This window comes from Corynebacterium kozikiae (assembly GCF_024580965.1).
In the GTDB taxonomy this organism is placed as follows: Bacteria; Actinomycetota; Actinomycetes; order Mycobacteriales; family Mycobacteriaceae; genus Corynebacterium; species Corynebacterium kozikiae.
This window is the reverse complement of record NZ_JANIKJ010000009.1, coordinates 23739-39422: the sequence shown is the minus strand read 5'-3', so window position 1 is coordinate 39422 and position 15684 is coordinate 23739. Positions and strand designations below refer to the sequence as shown.

Here is a 15684-nt window from a genome sequence, read left to right as displayed (position 1 = left end):
AGCTTTGGTGGTTGCTCAGAGTTGGTTGGGGCCTTGGGGTTTTGGTGTTGTGTTCTGGGAACTATTGGAGTGTGCGGATGAAATAATTCCGTACCGTTCTGTCTATAGAAATATATAATATATGCCGCGGTTATTATTTTTATTAGACAATGCGGTCTATCTGTGTGTATGGTGTTGCGCATGGAAAGCTCGGCACGCTTACGCACCGCCCCGTCATTTACCAGACCCTCCTCACCCGCGGCAGCATGTTTGCACCTCATCCGACATTTCCAACCCGTCATGCGCTCCACCCTCATCGAGGGCACCGGACGCTCCCAACCCACCGTGACCAGGGCCGTCTCCGCGCTCATCGGTGCTGACCTGGTCCGCGAACGCCCAGACCTCTCCACCCCCACCGGTCCTGGGCGCCCCACGATCCCCCTTGAGTTGGCCACCTCCCCTTGGATCCAAATCGGCGTGGCCGTAGGCACCAAGGCCACCTACATCGGCGCGGTAAATTCGCGCGGCGCAGTGCTGCGCGAGCAGATGATCGACGTCACCCCGTCTGCCATCACCGTGGATGAATTCATTGAAATCGTGGCCACCCACACCAACAACTTGGCTAAGTTCAGCGAGCTGCCCATTGCCAACTTTGGCATGACCACCTCCGGCGTAGTCACGGATACGGGTATGGTCACCGCGCCCAACCTTGGCTGGGAAAACACCGATGTAGTGAGCAGGCTGCGCCGCCGCATCCACGTTCCCATCACCGTGACCAGCGTGATCACCGCAATCGCTGGTGCGGAACAGCAGGCTCAATCCCCGGCGCGCCCCGCTCGAGTGCTGGTGTTCTACGCCGACGACTCCATCGGTGCCGCCGTGGCCTCCCCCGAGGGCGTGCAACTGCTCCCGGTGCGCCACCTGCGCAGCCTGGAGGATTCCGCAACCAACCTGGCCGCCAAGGTAAATCCCGCCGAGATCGTGCTTGCTGGCAGCGCTTTTGAGGTTCCCACCACTGCCCGTGCGGTGGGTCGGGCACTGCGCCAAGTGGCCGGCGACGCCGAAATCCGCGTGATCCCCACCCACCTGGACAACGCGCGTGCCGCCGCGAGGGCCGTGGCGTTGGATCGCCTCATCGATGATCCCCTCGGCCTGGCAAAGCGCCTGGCCAGCGCGTCTTCCGCTCCGGCAGCAGGCGCGGTTTCCGGGCTAGGAACGGGAGCAAAACGCCGCCCCCAGCCTGGGTTCGGGCGCTAACTGAAACGCACGGACTCCAGGCTGACCTGCTCCGCAGTGTCCTTGTGTGCCTGTGCGGTCTGCACATAGCGCCCGGCGTGCGGGATGAACGCGGCCGATTGTTCGTCGGAAAGCTCTCGGCGTACCTTTGCCGGCACACCTGCGGCCAGAGACTTCGCGGGGATCTCCTGCCCCTCCAGCACCACGGCACCCGCGGCGATGAGACTGCCAGCGCCCACCGTAGAACGTGACAGCAGCGCAGACTGCATGCCCACCAGGGTGCCATCGCCCACTGTGGACCCATGCACTAGGGCCTGGTGTCCCACGGTGACGTCGTTGCCTAGAGTGCAGGGGGCGTCGGCATCCACATGCAGCACCGCGTTGTCCTGGATGTTTGTGCGCTCGCCCACGGTGATGGTGTTGATGTCGCCGCGCAGGACGCAGCCATAAAACACTGAGGAGTGTGCGCCGATTGTGACGTCGCCGATGATCGTTGCACCGGGAGCGATGAATGCCGTTTCGTGGATGCGCGGGGTCTTGCCGTTAATAGCGATGATGGTTGGTGTGTTCATGAGGGGCTCCTAGAAGGGTTCGAGTTGGCTGATGGAGGTAAACAACCTCGCATCAAACCCCAAGCGCTCGGCGGCGGCGACGTTGATCGGGCTGTCGTCAAAAAACACAATGTTCTCAGGGGGCTCACCCAAGGCTTGTGCGGCGTACTCAAAGGCGCGCGGATCGGGCTTGACCAAACCGATTTCCGCAGACATGCACACCGCATGGAAACGCTCCAACACTGGAAGCTTGGCACGCGCAGGCGCCACGAAGTCCTTTGGGATGTTACTCAGCAGACCAACTTTGATCCCCTCATCAATAAGCTCCCCCACGCGGGCCGCCATTTCCTGATCGGGCGTCATGGCAATGGAAATATCTATTTGGTGCAGGTCAGCCCAGTCCAACTCTCCAGTACCCATTTCCCCCAAGCCCAGGGCCGCCTGCATTTGGTGCCAGAAAGAGTGGGGGCTCATCAGGCCCGCATCAAAATCCGGGCGCAGGCGGGTGTAGGCCTCAAGGAAGCTGCGTGAGTCCGTGGCCCCGGCAGCCCCCTGCAGACGCGCTAAGTCCTTGTCTGAGGGCACCTTCATAATCACGCCATAGAGGTCAAAGAGTATCGCTGCCATGATGCGAGTCTAGTCCCCCCTGGCGCTGGGGTGCGAATGTTTAGTAGCGGTCGTTTACGCGACGATTTGCCTCACGGCCCGGGTGCGACGGGTGCTCACCTGGGTAGCCGGCAGCAACAACCAACGCCACTGCATGGCGCTCACCACCTGGCAGGCCCACTGCCTTGAGCACCAATTCCTCATCCCAGCCAGTGGTCGGGGAGGTAGCCAAACCCTCACCCTGGGCTGCGAGAAGCAGGAAGCCAGCCACCAAGGTGGCATCCTTAATAGCCGACTCACGCAATTTCGCCGCATCGAGGCCAGCGAAGAAGTTCTCCACCCACTCGCCGCGCTCATCACCAAGAATGTCCTTGAGGTCAGTGGGTACGTCGGTACGCGCGACGGCCACGAAAACTACGGGTGCGTCACGCAGTTGGGCCTGGCCTGAGGCCTCAAACAGGGCATCCTTGACCTCCTGATCACGAACCACCACCAGGTCGGCGCGCTGCGCGTTGAACGCGGTGGGCGCTTCCAGGGCCTGGGCTACCACGCGGTCCAGGACCTCGTTGGTGACCTCTTGGTCGGAGTACTGCCTGGTTGCGCGGCGGGTTGCGATTGCTTCAGCAACAGTCAAAGACATTGCGATTCCCTTCTTCTTGGTTTAAGCACATGCGGCTATAGTTGATGTAACAACAAATACACTTTTGGTGGGAGGCTTGCAACTTCTATTTGAGTTCGCGGCTGGCCTCCCTGCGAACAAGCTCCTCCAGCACCTCCAGGGAAATGTCCTCCAACTTGTTCACATACACGCAGCTCACCCCAGTGGAATGCTTGCCCATTTTCTCCAACAGGTCGGGAAAATCCTTCAGCCCATAGAGCGAAATCTTGGCCTTGGCCAGCCGGAACCCCACCAGGAACCAGTCGCCGTGGCGCCCCGACGTGGACTCATAGTGCGTCGCCCCAAAACCCACCATCCCGGTGCCCCACATCACGGCCGGTTCCCCGGTGGCGCGCTCAAACAATTCCAGCAGCACCTCCCCCTCATGGACTCTGCGTTCCCATGGCAGCGCGGCCACATGATCCGCCGGGGATTCCTCAGTGGGGCGGGTTTTGATGTCTTTTGCCACCTCGCCGGTATGCCCGCGGGCGACTTTGTGCCCCAACGGCTCCGGCTTGGGGATCTCGCCGGCGAGCCCCATTCCGCGCTCCCCCAGTGCAGCGTGCAAACGTTCCAGGCCACGCTTTCCGACGCCATGCAGTGCCAACAACTGTTCGTACTGCGCACCGTCGAGCTGCTCCAGACAGGTGTAGCCCGCGGCGACAAGCGCGCCGCGGGCTGGCGCACCTAAGCCCTTAATCGAATCCAGGGCGGTGCCGTTTTCAATGTTCATGGCGGAAAGTCTATAGACCTTTCTATAAACTAGGTGCCCTGAAGCGAGAGGGAGGAAGGTGCAATGGAGGAAAACCGCTCGCAAGGCGACCCACTTCCAGCCGAGGCGCTGGAATACACGGTGATCAATAAGCTGGCCGAACTGCCGCTTTCAGCTCGCATTCCTTCCAGGAGAATTTTTGAGGACGACTGGCGCGTGCGCCCCACGAAGGCGCACCCCCACCCTGTGATCCTGATTCACGGCACTGGGGTGACCAAAGGTGACTGGATGGAAATGGGCGCAGACCTACGCACCGCGGGCTACGCCGTGTTTGCCCCCGATTTTGGGCTACGCGCAACGGCCCCCGTGGTGGAGTCTGCCAACCAAATTAGCGCCTACATCCACGCCGTGCTCACCGTCACCGGCGCGGAGAAGGTGGTGCTGGTTGGCCACTCTCAGGGCGGGGTGTTGGCGCGCTACTGGATGCAACTGCTCGGCGGCGGAGACAAAACCCATCAATTAATCTGCCTTTCCACGCCCAACCACGGCACCACCAGCGGCGGCGTGGCGGCGTCGTTACTGCGTACCCAACGTGCGCAGGCATTGATGGGGAACATGATCCAAGGATTCTTCGGGCCTGCGGGACCGGACATGCTGGAGGAATCTTCCGTGATTGCGCAGCTCAACGAGCACGGAGAAACGCTGCCCGGGGTGTATTACACCTGCATTGCCACCCACGCGGACTCCCTCATTTCCCCGGTGGAATCCTGCTTTTTGGAGGGCGAGGGCGTGCGCAACATGTTCATCCAGGACATCGACCGCCGCGCCCTGGTTCTCCACGAAGACATGCCCCGCGACAAACGCGTGCGCGCACTCGTGCTGGAGGAAATTGACCGAGTGAATCCTGGGCTGCCTCCTATTGATAGCTCACAAACCACGGACGAGGAGTGACTTCGCTGTAGGTTTGCACCGGGCTGAAGGTAGGCGCGTCCTCATCAATAAAGTTCTTCCACGCGAGGTAGAACCCCGGCTGAAGGTCTTGGCGCAAGGTGTCCCAGGTGCCCAGCTTGTCGCCGGGATTGCCGTGGCCGTCCGCGTGCAGCACCCACGCCAATTCAGGGCGTGAGGTGTCAATGGCTTCGCGGCGCTCCAGCATGCCCAGTTGGAATTGGTGTACCACCAGCACTTTCTGAGGCAGGTTGCGCTCTTTTGTGAAGTCCGCGAGCCACGTTGCTACCTCATTGACCTCTGCGGCATCCACGCTACCGATGCGCTGCATGGGTTTTTCGTGCGGCTGGATCCGCCACTCAGGGTCCAAGGCCAAGCCGACGTGCGGCAGCTCCAGCAGCTCCTCATAACGCTTCGCTTGGTCAAGGAACCTTGCCTGGCCAGGCTGCAAATCCAAGATGGCGTAGCCCCCGGCGCGACCGATAGCGTCCACATACGGGCGCAGGTCCTCAACGGCAGTTTCATTGGAGTAGTCCCCATCAGGCCCGGCGCCTGCGGTAGCAACGGTGGCAATGATTTCAAAAGCCGGCACGATATGTTCCTCGGGGGCCGCGTCCTTGTACTGTTCCACCAGATCTTGGACCCTTTGCACCGCTTCTTGCGGACCTTGTTCGCCTAGTACGCCCAGCGCTGGCCCAGAAGGATGGCCATAAAGGGCCACCATCCGCCGTCCCGGGAATACCACGCCTCCGCCACCAGGCACCTCACCTGCTCCGGCTAGCGCCAAGGCTTGCGCAATGGTGCCCTGTGCTTGGTCGGTGAGCACCAGTGCAGGTGCCTGAGGATTGGCCATCACCCGCTGGCTTTCCCTTGGGTCATTCACCACCTCCACATCGAGGCCCAGTGCCCGGACGCTAGCGAGCTGCTCCAGCGGGGTATCCGGCGTAGCGAGCACCGCGAAGTCCTGTTCCTGCCGGAAGGAAGGGGTGAGGGTGAGCGGGTCGGGATCCGGATCCGACTGGTTGGTGGTCTGGCCCGAGTTTTCGGAGTATGTTTCCAGGCTTGCCCCAAGTTCATCTGCAAGTGCCTGCGCATCTTCCGGGGTTGGATCCACGAGCAGAGGCATCCCCTCAGCAATCGCCTGCGCCGCGGCGGCTACCGCCTGGTCTTGCTGCGCAACCAGAACTGCGGAGGGTTTATGCTCTTTCGGCAACATGCTGGAAGCCAACGTGATCAGAGCAGGGGTTTCTTGAGGGCCAAAGAATTGGGTGTGTTCGAGCGCGTCCTGTGGCTCATCGCTTCCCGAGGGGGTGCAGGCGGCGAGGGCAGCGGCAAAAGCAGCAACCAGCGTGCAGGCGATGCCACGCGGCAGTGCGGTGCTGAACATATGTGCGTCCTTTTTTAGTGGAGGGGCTTGCGAGCATGGACACTACCCAGACCCCCGGACACGCCCGCCCTTCCCTACCCCCATTAAGGGCTACTTATACTGCTTTGCCTGCAGTTCTTTTGCCACATCAGAGAATCTGAAGCGATCCACTTTGCTGTTAAGAGCTAAGGTCACGGCCCAAATTCGCGCCTACGCTGTGGAACGTTCCATCAACCAGAAAGATGAGGCAAATGGCTGGGAAAATTCGCGTAGCAATCGCAGGCGTCGGCAACTGCGCCAGCTCACTGGTGCAAGGCGTGCACTATTACAAAGACGCAAGCCCGGAAACCTTAGTGCCGGGACTCATGCATGTGCAGTTCGGTGACTACCATGTGGGCGACATCGAGTTTGTTGCCGCCTTTGACGTAGACGCCGCCAAGGTGGGACTCGATCTCGCCGAGGCCATCAATGCCTCAGAAAACAACACCATCAAGATCTGCGACGTCCCCACCACCGGGGTGAGCGTGCAGCGAGGCCCCACGCTGGATGGGCTGGGCAAGTACTACCTGCAGACCATTGAGGAGTCTTCCGCCGAGCCGGTGGACGTGGTGCAAGCGCTCAAAGATGCCCAGGTAGATGTGCTGATTTCATACCTGCCTGTGGGATCTGAGGAGGCAGACAAGTTCTACGCCCAGTGCGCGATTGATGCCGGTGTGGCATTCGTCAACGCGCTGCCAGTGTTCATCGCTTCCGACCCCGAGTGGGCCGCCAAGTTTGAAGCTGCGGGCGTGCCGATTGTTGGTGACGACATCAAGAGCCAAGTAGGCGCCACGATCACCCACCGCGTACTCGCCAAGCTTTTTGAGGACCGCGGGGTCACCGTGGACCGCACGATGCAGCTCAATGTGGGCGGCAACATGGATTTCAAGAACATGCTTGAGCGCGAGCGCCTTGAATCAAAGAAAATCTCCAAGACGCAGGCCGTGACCTCCAACTTGGACCAGGAAATCGAGGACCGCAACGTTCACATTGGCCCCTCCGACTACGTTGGCTGGCTCGACGACCGCAAATGGGCCTACGTCCGCCTCGAAGGGCGCGCATTCGGCGATGTCCCGCTCAACCTGGAGTACAAGCTCGAGGTGTGGGACTCCCCCAACTCCGCAGGTATCATTATCGACGCGCTCCGGGCGGCAAAGATCGCGCTCGATCGCGGGCTCGGCGGCCCAGTGCTTCCGGCCTCGGCATATCTGATGAAGTCACCGCCGCAGCAAATGCGGGATGAGGCCGCACGGGCGGCACTGGAGGAATTTATCCAGGGGTAATACTGGGCATTTGGGCGATGTTTCACGTGAAACATCGCCATTTTTCTTGGGGCAGAAAAATACTTTTATAAAACAAACCATTGCACAACAATTTCATGTAACCTGCATCACAATTGCTTCCTACGTTTCCATAAGGAGCCACATGTCTGAGCAATGGTTACAGGACTTCAACGCACTCACCCAAACCTCGGATCCAACAGCCGAACAGATCGAAGCAGTGTTTGAGCCCGGCGGTTTTTGGCGGGATTTCCTCACCCAAACGTGGAATCTGCACACTGCGGAGGGAACACAGGAAATCGCGGAGCTGCTCGCTCACATGGATGCACCCATCCAACACTCGGTGATCACGGATACCGCGGAGGAGCCAGGTGGCGTCACCCGCGTCCATTTTGACTTCACCACCCCGGTCTTCAACGCCAAGGCGATCGCGCGCCTGCGCGAGGGCAAGTGCTGGACCCTACTCACCTCTGCACGCGACCTTGTGGACTTCCCGGAGCCAAGCGGCAGGAATCGTCCACGCGGCGCAATCCACGGCCAAGCAGGCGACGGCGAAAATTGGGCAGACCGCCGTGCGAAGCGCCGCGCCACACTCGGCATTACCGAGCAGCCATATGTGCTGATCATCGGCGGTGGCCAGGGTGGCATCGCACTCGCCGCGCGCCTCAAGCGCCAAGGCGTGCCAACTCTGGTGATCGACAAGGCCGAGCGCCCCGGCGACCAATGGCGCGGCCGCTACCACTCCCTGTGCCTCCACGACCCCGTCTGGTACGACCACCTCCCCTACCTGCCATTCCCCGACCACTGGCCCGTGTTCACCCCGAAAGACCAAATGGGCGACTGGCTCGAGCACTACGTAGGCATCATGGACCTGGACTACTGGACCCAGACCGAGTGCCTCAACGCGCGCTTCACCGACGGCACCTGGGAAGTGCGCGTCAACCGCGCGGGCGAGGAACTCACGCTCCGGCCCACCCAACTGGTCTTTGCCACCGGCATGAGCGGCGTCCCCAACAAGCCCACGCTCCCCGGCCAAGACACCTTCGCTGGCGAGATCCGCCACTCCAGTGAGCACCCCGGGGGCAGTGCCGACGCAGGCAAGCACGTGGTCATCCTCGGCGCGAACAACTCGGCGCATGACATTGCTGCGGACCTGTATGCAAATGGCGCGAAACCTGTAATGGTGCAGCGTTCCTCCACGCACATCGTGCAATCGGACACCCTCATGGAAGAAGTCTTTGGGCCGCTGTATTCCGAGGACGCCGTGGAGGCGGGCCTGGACACCGACTCCGCCGACCTCCTCTTTGCCTCCATCCCCTACAAGGTGCTCCCTGAGGTGCAAAAAGAAGTCTTTGACCGCATCAGGGTCCGCGACAAAGCCTTTTACGACAAGCTGGAACAGGCGGGCTTCTTGCTGGACTTTGGCGACGACGATTCCGGCCTATTCATGAAGTACCTGCGCCGCGGCTCTGGCTACTACATCAACGTGGGCGCCTCAGAACTGGTGGCGGACGGCTCCATCCCCGTCTACTCCAACGTGAGCATCCAGGAAGTCAAGGAGCGTTCGGTGATCCTTACGGATGGCACCGAGATCCCCGCAGAAACCATCATCTTGGCCACCGGCTACGGCTCAATGAGCGGCTGGGTTGCACAACTCATCAACCCTGAAACTGCCGCCACCTTGGGCCTGGTCTGGGGCTTGGGTTCGGACACCACCAAGGACCCCGGCCCATGGGAAGGTGAACTGCGCAACATGTGGAAGCCAACGCAGGTGCAGCAATTGTGGCTGCATGGCGGAAACCTGCACCAATCCCGCCACTACTCTCGCTACCTCGCGCTGCAGCTCAAGGCCCGCTATGAGGGCTTGGACACCCCAGTGCACAAGCTCGCTGAGGTACACCACCAGGGCTAGCAAAAGGGCGATGTTTCACGTGAAACATCGCCTTTTTCTCTAGCTAGCCTTCCCCTGCCGCCAGTAGCCCATAAAGGACACCTGCGACCTCGGCACTTCCCGCTCACGCACCAAAACCCTGCGGATGCCAGTAACCATCTTGGACTCCCCAGCGATCCAGTAATACATCTGCGCGTTCGGGTCGCGGTCCTCAAGTTCAGCCCCCTCGGTGGAAAAAGTCGGCGTTTCCCACAAAAGCGTTTCCGGCTCATCCCCAACCTCCACGCTCTCCCCCAGCATTTCCTGGGTGAGCAGCTCGCCATGTGCGGCCCCTTCGCGCGCCAGCCACCGCACCTCAAAGTTCGGGTGGCGCACGTCGGAAAGCACATCTTGCGCTGTAGGAACCTCAATAAATGCACGGCCACTAAACTCCTCACCCAATCCGCTCAGGATGGAGGCGATGGCGGGGAGGGCGGTTTCATCGCCGGCAAGCACCACATTGCGCGCCGCACCGGGAAGAAAATCCACGCCCCAGTCACCAGGGATAGTGGGGCCCACAAACAAAAGTTCATCACCGACGGCAACCTCTTGCGCCCACTGCGCCGCAGGCCCACCCGGATGCAACACAAAATCCACCGCAATCTGCTGTTCCCCGTTGCGCCAGCTCACCTCGCGGATGGTGTAAGTGCGCATCACACCTTGGCCAAGCTCCTGCCATCCGGCGTACCAGTCCGCACCCAGATCCGTGCGGGGGTCCAGACCAAAAATGAACTTAATCCGCTGGTCAAACACTGGGTCAGCGGGCGTGCACTGCTGCAAAGCTTCACCGCCGAACACAACCCGGACAAGATGTGGGCTCAGAGATTCAACTTCGCGGACTTCAGCGAGCATTGGGAGATACATGATGCCTTCCATAAGGGTGAACAACCGGTGAGGCGGTCACAGGATCTGATTCAACACGGCAACGAATACCAAACACTTCCCCCATGATGGCCTCCGTGACCACCTCTTCGGGCGAGCCTTGGGCAACGATCGCACCGTTTTTCATAGCGATAATGTGGCCGCTGTAGCGGGCAGCCAGGTTCATATCATGCAGCACCATTGCAATCGTGGTGCCCTCCAGCTCAACGAGTAGATCCAACACCTCGAGCTGGTTTGCCACATCCAGATAGGTGGTGGGCTCATCCAACAGCAACGTGCCCGCACGCTGTGCCAATGCCATGGCCACCCACACGCGTTGGCGCTGCCCACCCGAAAGTTCATCAACCACACGCTCAGCAAGCCCACTGAGCTGCGTCACCTCCAGGGCGTGCGCCACAGCCTCGTAATCCTCTTGCGCCCAGCGCCCAAACATCCCCTGGTGCGGATAGCGCCCGCGGCCCACAAGATCGGCAACGGTAATCCCTGCAGGTGCAATTGGAGTCTGCGGCAATAGGCCCACCTGGGTTGCAAAACGCTTCCTTGGAATACGCTTCAAAGGCACGCCACCGAACGTGACCTCGCCCTCCGTAGGCTCCAGCAGTCCGGATAGCGCCCGCAGCAACGTGGATTTCCCGCAGCCATTGGGCCCGATAATGGAGGTGATCTCCCCTTCGGGGATCGCCACGCTGAGGTCGCGGGCTATCACGCGTTGCTCATAGGCAAGGGTGACCTTGTGCGCCGCCAAACCTTGATTCATTTATGCCGCCCCTTTCTGAGCACGGACAAGCAAGTACAGCAAAAATGGTGCGCCAAGCATGCCAGTGACCACACCCACCGGGTAGCGCGTACCCAAAAGATGCTGGCCAGCAAAGTCTGCGAGCAGCATAATCAGCGCGCCCACCAGGGCAGCGGTGAGCAGCGGCCACCGCCTTCCCAAACGCATGGCAATGGGCCCAGACATGAAAGCCACAAAACTCACCGGGCCGCACGCGGCAGTTGCGGCAGCAATCAACGTCACGGAGGCAGCGATCAACACCACCCGTGCTCGGCCCGTGTGCACGCCAAGGCCCGCCGCTAGATCCTGCCCGAGCTGCAGCATGGCCAGCTCACGGCGCGCGAGCAGCAACACCGGCACACCCACCGCCCAGGTGGCCACCAGAGGCAGCACGCGATCCCATGAGGCACCGTTGATCGAGCCGGTGAGCCAGCGTGAAGCCGCAGCCAAATCCCACGCCGCGGCCTGGGAAAGCACGTAGGTCACCACGCTCATGAGCATGGAAGAAATACCAATGCCGATGAGGATCAGCCGCGTACCAGAGAAGGTGCCGCGTATGGCGAGCAGGTAAATCGCCGCCGCGGTGATGAGAGCCCCCGCGAGCGCCGCAAGAGAAGTGGCGGTCTGGCCCGCACCAAACGTCACCAAAGCCACCACGCCAAACGCGCTGGCGCCTGAGGAAATACCCACGATGTCCGGCGAGGCTAATTGATTACGCAGTAGCGTCTGAAACGTCAGCCCCGCAATACCAAAGCAACTGCCGCCTACAACAGCAAGAATTGCGCGAGGTAGCCGCAGCTCCCCCACCGCATAGCTGGCCGATTTCACCTGCTCACCAGCAAGCACCCGCAGCACTTCCATGAGGGAGTAGGTGCGCTCACCAACCATCAACGAAGCCGCAAAGCACACCAAAAGCAGGAGCAGAAGCGTACCGACGATGCTGACGTTCCTTCGCACAGCCGCCGCCTGCAATGATCGAAGATTCCGAAGAGTCACAGCTCACGCACCCTTTGACGCCGCACAATCCAAATAAATACTGGAGCACCGATCAGCGGGAGCAGCACACCTACAGCTACTTCCTCGGGTCTTGCCACGAGGCGTCCTACGACGTCGGCAGTTGCGAGCAAGGCCGCCCCGTAGAGTGCACACGCGGGCAGCAGCCAGCGATGATCAATCCCCATCAGCAGACGTAACACGTGGGGAACGATCAGCCCCACAAACGCCACGGGCCCAGCCACACTGGTAGCAGCACCGGCCAGGATCACAGCAGAGGCCGCGATGAGGGCGCGCTGCGCGCTCACGCTCGCGCCGAGCCCTGCCGCCAGGTCGTCGCCAAGCGCGAGGAGATTCATGCCCATCACCGTCGCCGCCGCAAGGACCATGCCCACGGCGACAGCAGGTGCAGCCCAGCGCAGTTGTTCCCATGAGGTGCCGCCTACACTGCCAATCTGCCAAAAGCGGAACACATCCATCACTTCAACTCTGGGCAGCAATACGGCGCTGACCATGGAACTCAAGGCCGCGGCGGTTGCTGCACCTGCGAGCGCGAGCTTTAACGGTGTGGCGCCGCCGATGGAACCAACCGCGTAGACAAACAGGGCGGCTGTGGTTGAGCCGCAGATCGCCACGAGCATTGTGGTAAGCGTGCCGGAAAGGTCAAAGAATGCGATCCCCACCACCACGAACAGGCTCGCGCCGGCGAGCACGCCGAAAATTCCGGGCTCTGCCAGCGGGTTGCGCGTCACCGCCTGCATTCCGAGCCCAGATACGGCGAGTGCCGCGCCCACCAGCAGCGCGGCAAGTGTGCGCGGGATGCGCGTGAGCACTGCGGCTTGGTCCGTGGTTTCGCCGTGGCCACTGAGCGCCTGCCACACTGCTTCCGGCGGCACTGAGCGCGCACCGAACATCAGCGAGGCCAGCGCCGCGGCCAACATGAGCAGCAACCCGACGAGCAGGACCGCCTGCTTCGCCCCCAGCCCAGGACTAGTTGAGCGCTTCTGCAAGCTGGTCAAAGTAGTCATTGATGCCCCACGGGATGGAAAGTGGGGTTGGGTTGGTGCTTGCTGCGAGCGGGCCATTGCCCAGGAACGCCACGTTGCCCTCTGCGATGGCTGGGATCTTGCTCCACAGTGGGTCTTCCTGCAACTTCTTCAGCAGGGCTTCGTTTTCGGCGGGGTCATCGGAGCCGTAGGTCACGATCAAATCCACGTCATCGAACAGCTCTGGCTGCTCCGCGGAGACCTCTTCCCAGAAGGATTCAGAGGTTTCGCTGTACTGCGCCACGGTCTTGGGCACGCCGAAGCCCGCCTGCTGGAGAAAGCCCGCGCGTGGATCGGCGGTGGTGTAGAAGCCGATCTTGGAAAGGTCGCTCTCCCCGCCGAATGCCGTGAACAGCACGTTGGTGCCTTCAAACTCCGGGTGCGCGGCAAAAGCGCTGGCAACCTGGGCATTGAGGTCCTCAACAAGGGTCTTTCCTTCCGCTTCCTTGCCCATTGCCTGAGAGATGATCTCAATGTTTTCCGCCAGCGGCGTGGACCAGGCTTGCTCTGGGTAGGCGATGGTCGGGGCGATCTTGCTCAGCTGATCGTAGTCCTCCTGCGTGATGCCGGAGTAGGAAGCAAAAATCACGTCTGGCTCGGTGGCAGCAACGGCCTCAAAGTCGATGGAGTCGGTCTCATCAAACAGCGCTACCTCGCCCGCGCCGAGCTCTTCGAGCTTTTCGGAAACCCAGGGCAGCACGCCGTCGGAATCGTCATCGCCCCAGGTAACCTTGGCCATGCCCACCGGCACCACGCCAAGGGCCAGCGGCACCTCGTGGTTCGCCCAAGCCACAGTTGCAATGCGTTCCGGCTGTTCAGTAATGGTGGTCTCGCCGTACACATGCTCGATGGTCACGGGCTGGAAAGAGGCATCGCTTGTCGACGTTCCCGCGGCGGCAGGTTCCTGGGGAGCATCGGTGGTGCAGGCTGCCAAGCTCAAGGCGAGTGCGGCCGCCAGTGCGCCGGTACGAAGTTTCATTGGGGTCCTTTCAAGTTCTGCAATCGTTGGAAACGCTATCACCCCAAGGGTTAGGGAACCCTAATTCTTTGGCTATGTTGTCAGCTCACGCGCATGGGAATAAGCCCTGCGGCAGCCTTGTTGCACCACTCATGAACATTTCTAGACAAACTGGTCTATGTTATCCGCGCCACCAGAGTTGAATAATTCCTTGACCTTGGTGTTTAATTGGCCGAACAACAATAAGGCAAACAAGGGCAAAATAGACTGATCGGTCTTGCAATTGTTTGCATCCTCATGAACAAGGAGCAACATGTCCACCAACACCTCCACCACGAGGCGTCTGCCTGGCTGGGCCACTGGCTTCGGCGCGCAAGTGACGCTGGGCCTCATCGTGGGTCTCATCCTGGGCTTGATCGCCCGGAGCCTCGACACCGCTGAGGAGACAAGCTGGCTCACGAACATCCTGAGCTGGGTTGGTTCCACCTATGTCCAATTGCTGAAAGTGATGATCCCGCCGCTGATCCTCGCCGCGGTGATTACTTCCGTTGCCAACCTGCGCAAGGTCACTGGCGCAGCAAAGCTCGCTGTGAGCACCCTGGTGTGGTTCGCAATCACGGCGTTCTTCTCCGTGATTGCCGGCATCGTGGTGGCGCTCGTGATGCGCCCAGGTGAGAACACCAGCATCGACCCATCCACCGCAGCGGAGCCCTCCACCACTGGTTCTTGGCTGGGCTTCATCAACTCGATCGTGCCCCAAAACATTTTGGGCCTCGGCGCCTCCACCAGCCAGAGCGGCAGCATCTCCTTGAGCTTCAACGTGCTGCAACTGCTGGTGATCGCCTTTGCGCTCGGCATCGCGGCGGTCAAGGCCGGCAAGTCCGCCGAGCCGTTCATCACTTTCGCCGAATCTGTTTTGAAGGTGGTGCAGGTGATCCTGTGGTGGATCATCCGCCTGGCCCCAATCGGCACTGCAGCGCTCATCGGCCGCGCCGTTTCCACCTATGGTTGGGAGGCTTTGGGTAGCTTGGGCAAGTTTGTGCTCGCTATTTACGTTGGCCTCGCGATTGTGGTTGGCCTCATCTACCCCGCCGTACTCGCCGCACACAAGATCCCAGTGCTTGGCTTCTACAAGCGCGTGTGGCCGGTGACCTCCCTGGGCTTCGTGACCCGCTCCTCCATGGGCGTCATGCCGGTTAACCAGCGCGTCACGGAATCCATGGGCGTTCCACGTGAATACGCTTCCTTTGCCATCCCGCTCGGTGCAACCACCAAGATGGACGGCTGCGCAGCGGTGTACCCCGCGATCGCCGCGATCTTCGTTGCGCAGTTCTACGGAATCGACCTTAATTTCACCCACTACCTGCTGATCATCTTCGTTTCCGTGATCGGCTCCGCAGCAACAGCCGGTACTACTGGCGCAACCGTGATGCTCACGCTCACGCTTTCCACCCTTGGTTTGCCACTCGCGGGTGTAGGCCTGCTGCTTGCCATCGAGCCAATCATCGACATGGGCCGCACCGCCGTGAACGTCACCGGTCAGTCGCTCAGTGCCCTGATCGTGGCAAAGCGCGCAGGTATTTGGGACGCCTCCGTGTGGGAGGCCAACGAACGCCCCTTGGATGAATCCGCCGAGGTAGCCACAGTAAGCGAGCGCACCTCCGTTCGCGTATAACAGCAACAGGAAGAAGGCACCCACTCGCGGTGCCTTTTTTCGTACCGACG

At 60.9% G+C, this 15684-nt stretch carries 15 protein-coding genes; 5 read left to right on the top strand and 10 right to left on the bottom strand.

Annotation, left to right across the window (positions count from 1 at the left end; translation table 11 throughout):
- Window positions 1-180 precede the first annotated feature (180 nt).
- Entirely contained in the window at window positions 181-1236 is a 1056-nt protein-coding gene (locus tag NQ018_RS07045) for an ROK family protein (RefSeq protein WP_257059953.1), read from the top strand.
- Here the strand turns inward: NQ018_RS07045 and NQ018_RS07040 are convergent.
- The 4 genes from NQ018_RS07040 to NQ018_RS07025 all read right to left on the bottom strand — a co-directional run bounded on the left by NQ018_RS07040 (window position 1233) and on the right by NQ018_RS07025 (window position 3763).
- Entirely contained in the window at window positions 1233-1787 is a 555-nt protein-coding gene (locus NQ018_RS07040; RefSeq protein WP_257038802.1) for a gamma carbonic anhydrase family protein, read from the bottom strand. The genes NQ018_RS07045 and NQ018_RS07040 overlap by 4 nt on opposite strands.
- 9 nt (window positions 1788-1796) lie before the next feature.
- Window positions 1797-2393 carry an HAD family hydrolase gene (locus tag NQ018_RS07035; protein WP_257059951.1) on the bottom strand — a complete coding sequence of 199 codons (597 nt, stop codon included), beginning with the start codon at window positions 2391-2393 and terminating at the stop codon, window positions 1797-1799.
- Window positions 2394-2433: 40 nt separating this feature from the next.
- Complete coding sequence (locus tag NQ018_RS07030) at window positions 2434-3012, bottom strand: nitroreductase family protein (RefSeq protein ID WP_257038800.1); 579 nt, start codon at window positions 3010-3012, stop codon at window positions 2434-2436.
- Between the two features lie 85 nt (window positions 3013-3097).
- Window positions 3098-3763 (bottom strand): DUF1801 domain-containing protein, encoded by a 666-nt coding sequence (locus tag NQ018_RS07025; protein ID WP_257059949.1) that lies wholly within the window; start codon window positions 3761-3763, stop codon window positions 3098-3100.
- Between the two features lie 63 nt (window positions 3764-3826).
- On the opposite strand from NQ018_RS07025, the gene NQ018_RS07020 reads away from it, so the two are divergent.
- Window positions 3827-4693, top strand: coding sequence for an esterase/lipase family protein (locus NQ018_RS07020; protein WP_257054594.1), 867 nt, complete (start codon window positions 3827-3829; stop codon window positions 4691-4693).
- Here the strand turns inward: NQ018_RS07020 and NQ018_RS07015 are convergent.
- Entirely contained in the window at window positions 4659-6077 is a 1419-nt protein-coding gene (locus NQ018_RS07015) for a hypothetical protein (RefSeq protein WP_257059947.1), read from the bottom strand. The two genes, NQ018_RS07020 and NQ018_RS07015, sit on opposite strands and share 35 nt — an antisense overlap.
- A 230-nt stretch (window positions 6078-6307) precedes the next feature.
- Here NQ018_RS07015 and NQ018_RS07010 point away from each other — a divergent pair, with 230 nt between their 5' ends.
- Together NQ018_RS07010 and NQ018_RS07005 are read left to right on the top strand one after the other, a co-directional pair.
- Window positions 6308-7378, top strand: coding sequence for an inositol-3-phosphate synthase (locus NQ018_RS07010; protein ID WP_257059945.1), 1071 nt, complete (start codon window positions 6308-6310; stop codon window positions 7376-7378).
- Window positions 7379-7520: 142 nt separating this feature from the next.
- Window positions 7521-9287, top strand: coding sequence for an NAD(P)-binding domain-containing protein (locus NQ018_RS07005; protein WP_257059935.1), 1767 nt, complete (start codon window positions 7521-7523; stop codon window positions 9285-9287).
- Between the two features lie 39 nt (window positions 9288-9326).
- Here NQ018_RS07005 and NQ018_RS07000 read toward each other — a convergent pair whose 3' ends face one another.
- Genes NQ018_RS07000 through NQ018_RS06980 form a run of 5 tightly spaced genes read right to left on the bottom strand, consistent with a single transcriptional unit; the run spans window position 9327 to window position 13980 of the window.
- Window positions 9327-10169 carry a siderophore-interacting protein gene (locus tag NQ018_RS07000; RefSeq protein WP_257059933.1) on the bottom strand — a complete coding sequence of 281 codons (843 nt, stop codon included), beginning with the start codon at window positions 10167-10169 and terminating at the stop codon, window positions 9327-9329.
- On the bottom strand, window positions 10147-10944 hold the full coding sequence (locus NQ018_RS06995; RefSeq protein ID WP_257059931.1) for an ABC transporter ATP-binding protein: 798 nt from the start codon (window positions 10942-10944) through the stop codon (window positions 10147-10149). Before NQ018_RS06995 ends, NQ018_RS07000 begins: the two co-directional genes overlap by 23 nt.
- The gene (locus NQ018_RS06990; RefSeq protein ID WP_257059929.1) at window positions 10945-11919 is read right to left on the bottom strand and encodes a FecCD family ABC transporter permease; all 975 of its coding nucleotides are present in this window, start codon (window positions 11917-11919) and stop codon (window positions 10945-10947) included.
- 35 nt (window positions 11920-11954) lie between these two features.
- On the bottom strand, window positions 11955-12983 hold the full coding sequence (locus NQ018_RS06985; protein ID WP_373566911.1) for a FecCD family ABC transporter permease: 1029 nt from the start codon (window positions 12981-12983) through the stop codon (window positions 11955-11957).
- Window positions 12946-13980, bottom strand: a complete 1035-nt coding sequence (locus tag NQ018_RS06980; protein ID WP_257059926.1) for an iron-siderophore ABC transporter substrate-binding protein — start codon at window positions 13978-13980, stop codon at window positions 12946-12948. The genes NQ018_RS06985 and NQ018_RS06980 overlap by 38 nt, the downstream gene beginning before the upstream one ends.
- A 292-nt stretch (window positions 13981-14272) precedes the next feature.
- Between NQ018_RS06980 and NQ018_RS06975 the strand changes: the two genes are divergently transcribed.
- On the top strand, window positions 14273-15634 hold the full coding sequence (locus tag NQ018_RS06975) for a dicarboxylate/amino acid:cation symporter (RefSeq protein WP_257059923.1): 1362 nt from the start codon (window positions 14273-14275) through the stop codon (window positions 15632-15634).
- Window positions 15635-15684: the final 50 nt, after the last annotated feature.

Bases quoted from the DNA above. Each gene is read 5' to 3' on its own strand.
- NQ018_RS07045 (WP_257059953.1), top strand. From the start codon at position 181: ATGGAAAGCTCGGCACGCTTACGCACCGCCCCGTCATTTACCAGACCC.
- NQ018_RS07040 (WP_257038802.1), bottom strand. From the start codon at position 1,787: ATGAACACACCAACCATCATCGCTATTAACGGCAAGACCCCGCGCATC.
- NQ018_RS07035 (WP_257059951.1), bottom strand. From the start codon at position 2,393: ATGGCAGCGATACTCTTTGACCTCTATGGCGTGATTATGAAGGTGCCC.
- NQ018_RS07030 (WP_257038800.1), bottom strand. From the start codon at position 3,012: ATGTCTTTGACTGTTGCTGAAGCAATCGCAACCCGCCGCGCAACCAGG.
- NQ018_RS07025 (WP_257059949.1), bottom strand. From the start codon at position 3,763: ATGAACATTGAAAACGGCACCGCCCTGGATTCGATTAAGGGCTTAGGT.
- NQ018_RS07020 (WP_257054594.1), top strand. From the start codon at position 3,827: ATGGAGGAAAACCGCTCGCAAGGCGACCCACTTCCAGCCGAGGCGCTG.
- NQ018_RS07015 (WP_257059947.1), bottom strand. From the start codon at position 6,077: ATGTTCAGCACCGCACTGCCGCGTGGCATCGCCTGCACGCTGGTTGCT.
- NQ018_RS07010 (WP_257059945.1), top strand. From the start codon at position 6,308: ATGGCTGGGAAAATTCGCGTAGCAATCGCAGGCGTCGGCAACTGCGCC.
- NQ018_RS07005 (WP_257059935.1), top strand. From the start codon at position 7,521: ATGTCTGAGCAATGGTTACAGGACTTCAACGCACTCACCCAAACCTCG.
- NQ018_RS07000 (WP_257059933.1), bottom strand. From the start codon at position 10,169: ATGTATCTCCCAATGCTCGCTGAAGTCCGCGAAGTTGAATCTCTGAGC.
- NQ018_RS06995 (WP_257059931.1), bottom strand. From the start codon at position 10,944: ATGAATCAAGGTTTGGCGGCGCACAAGGTCACCCTTGCCTATGAGCAA.
- NQ018_RS06985 (WP_373566911.1), bottom strand. From the start codon at position 12,983: ATGACTACTTTGACCAGCTTGCAGAAGCGCTCAACTAGTCCTGGGCTG.
- NQ018_RS06980 (WP_257059926.1), bottom strand. From the start codon at position 13,980: ATGAAACTTCGTACCGGCGCACTGGCGGCCGCACTCGCCTTGAGCTTG.
- NQ018_RS06975 (WP_257059923.1), top strand. From the start codon at position 14,273: ATGTCCACCAACACCTCCACCACGAGGCGTCTGCCTGGCTGGGCCACT.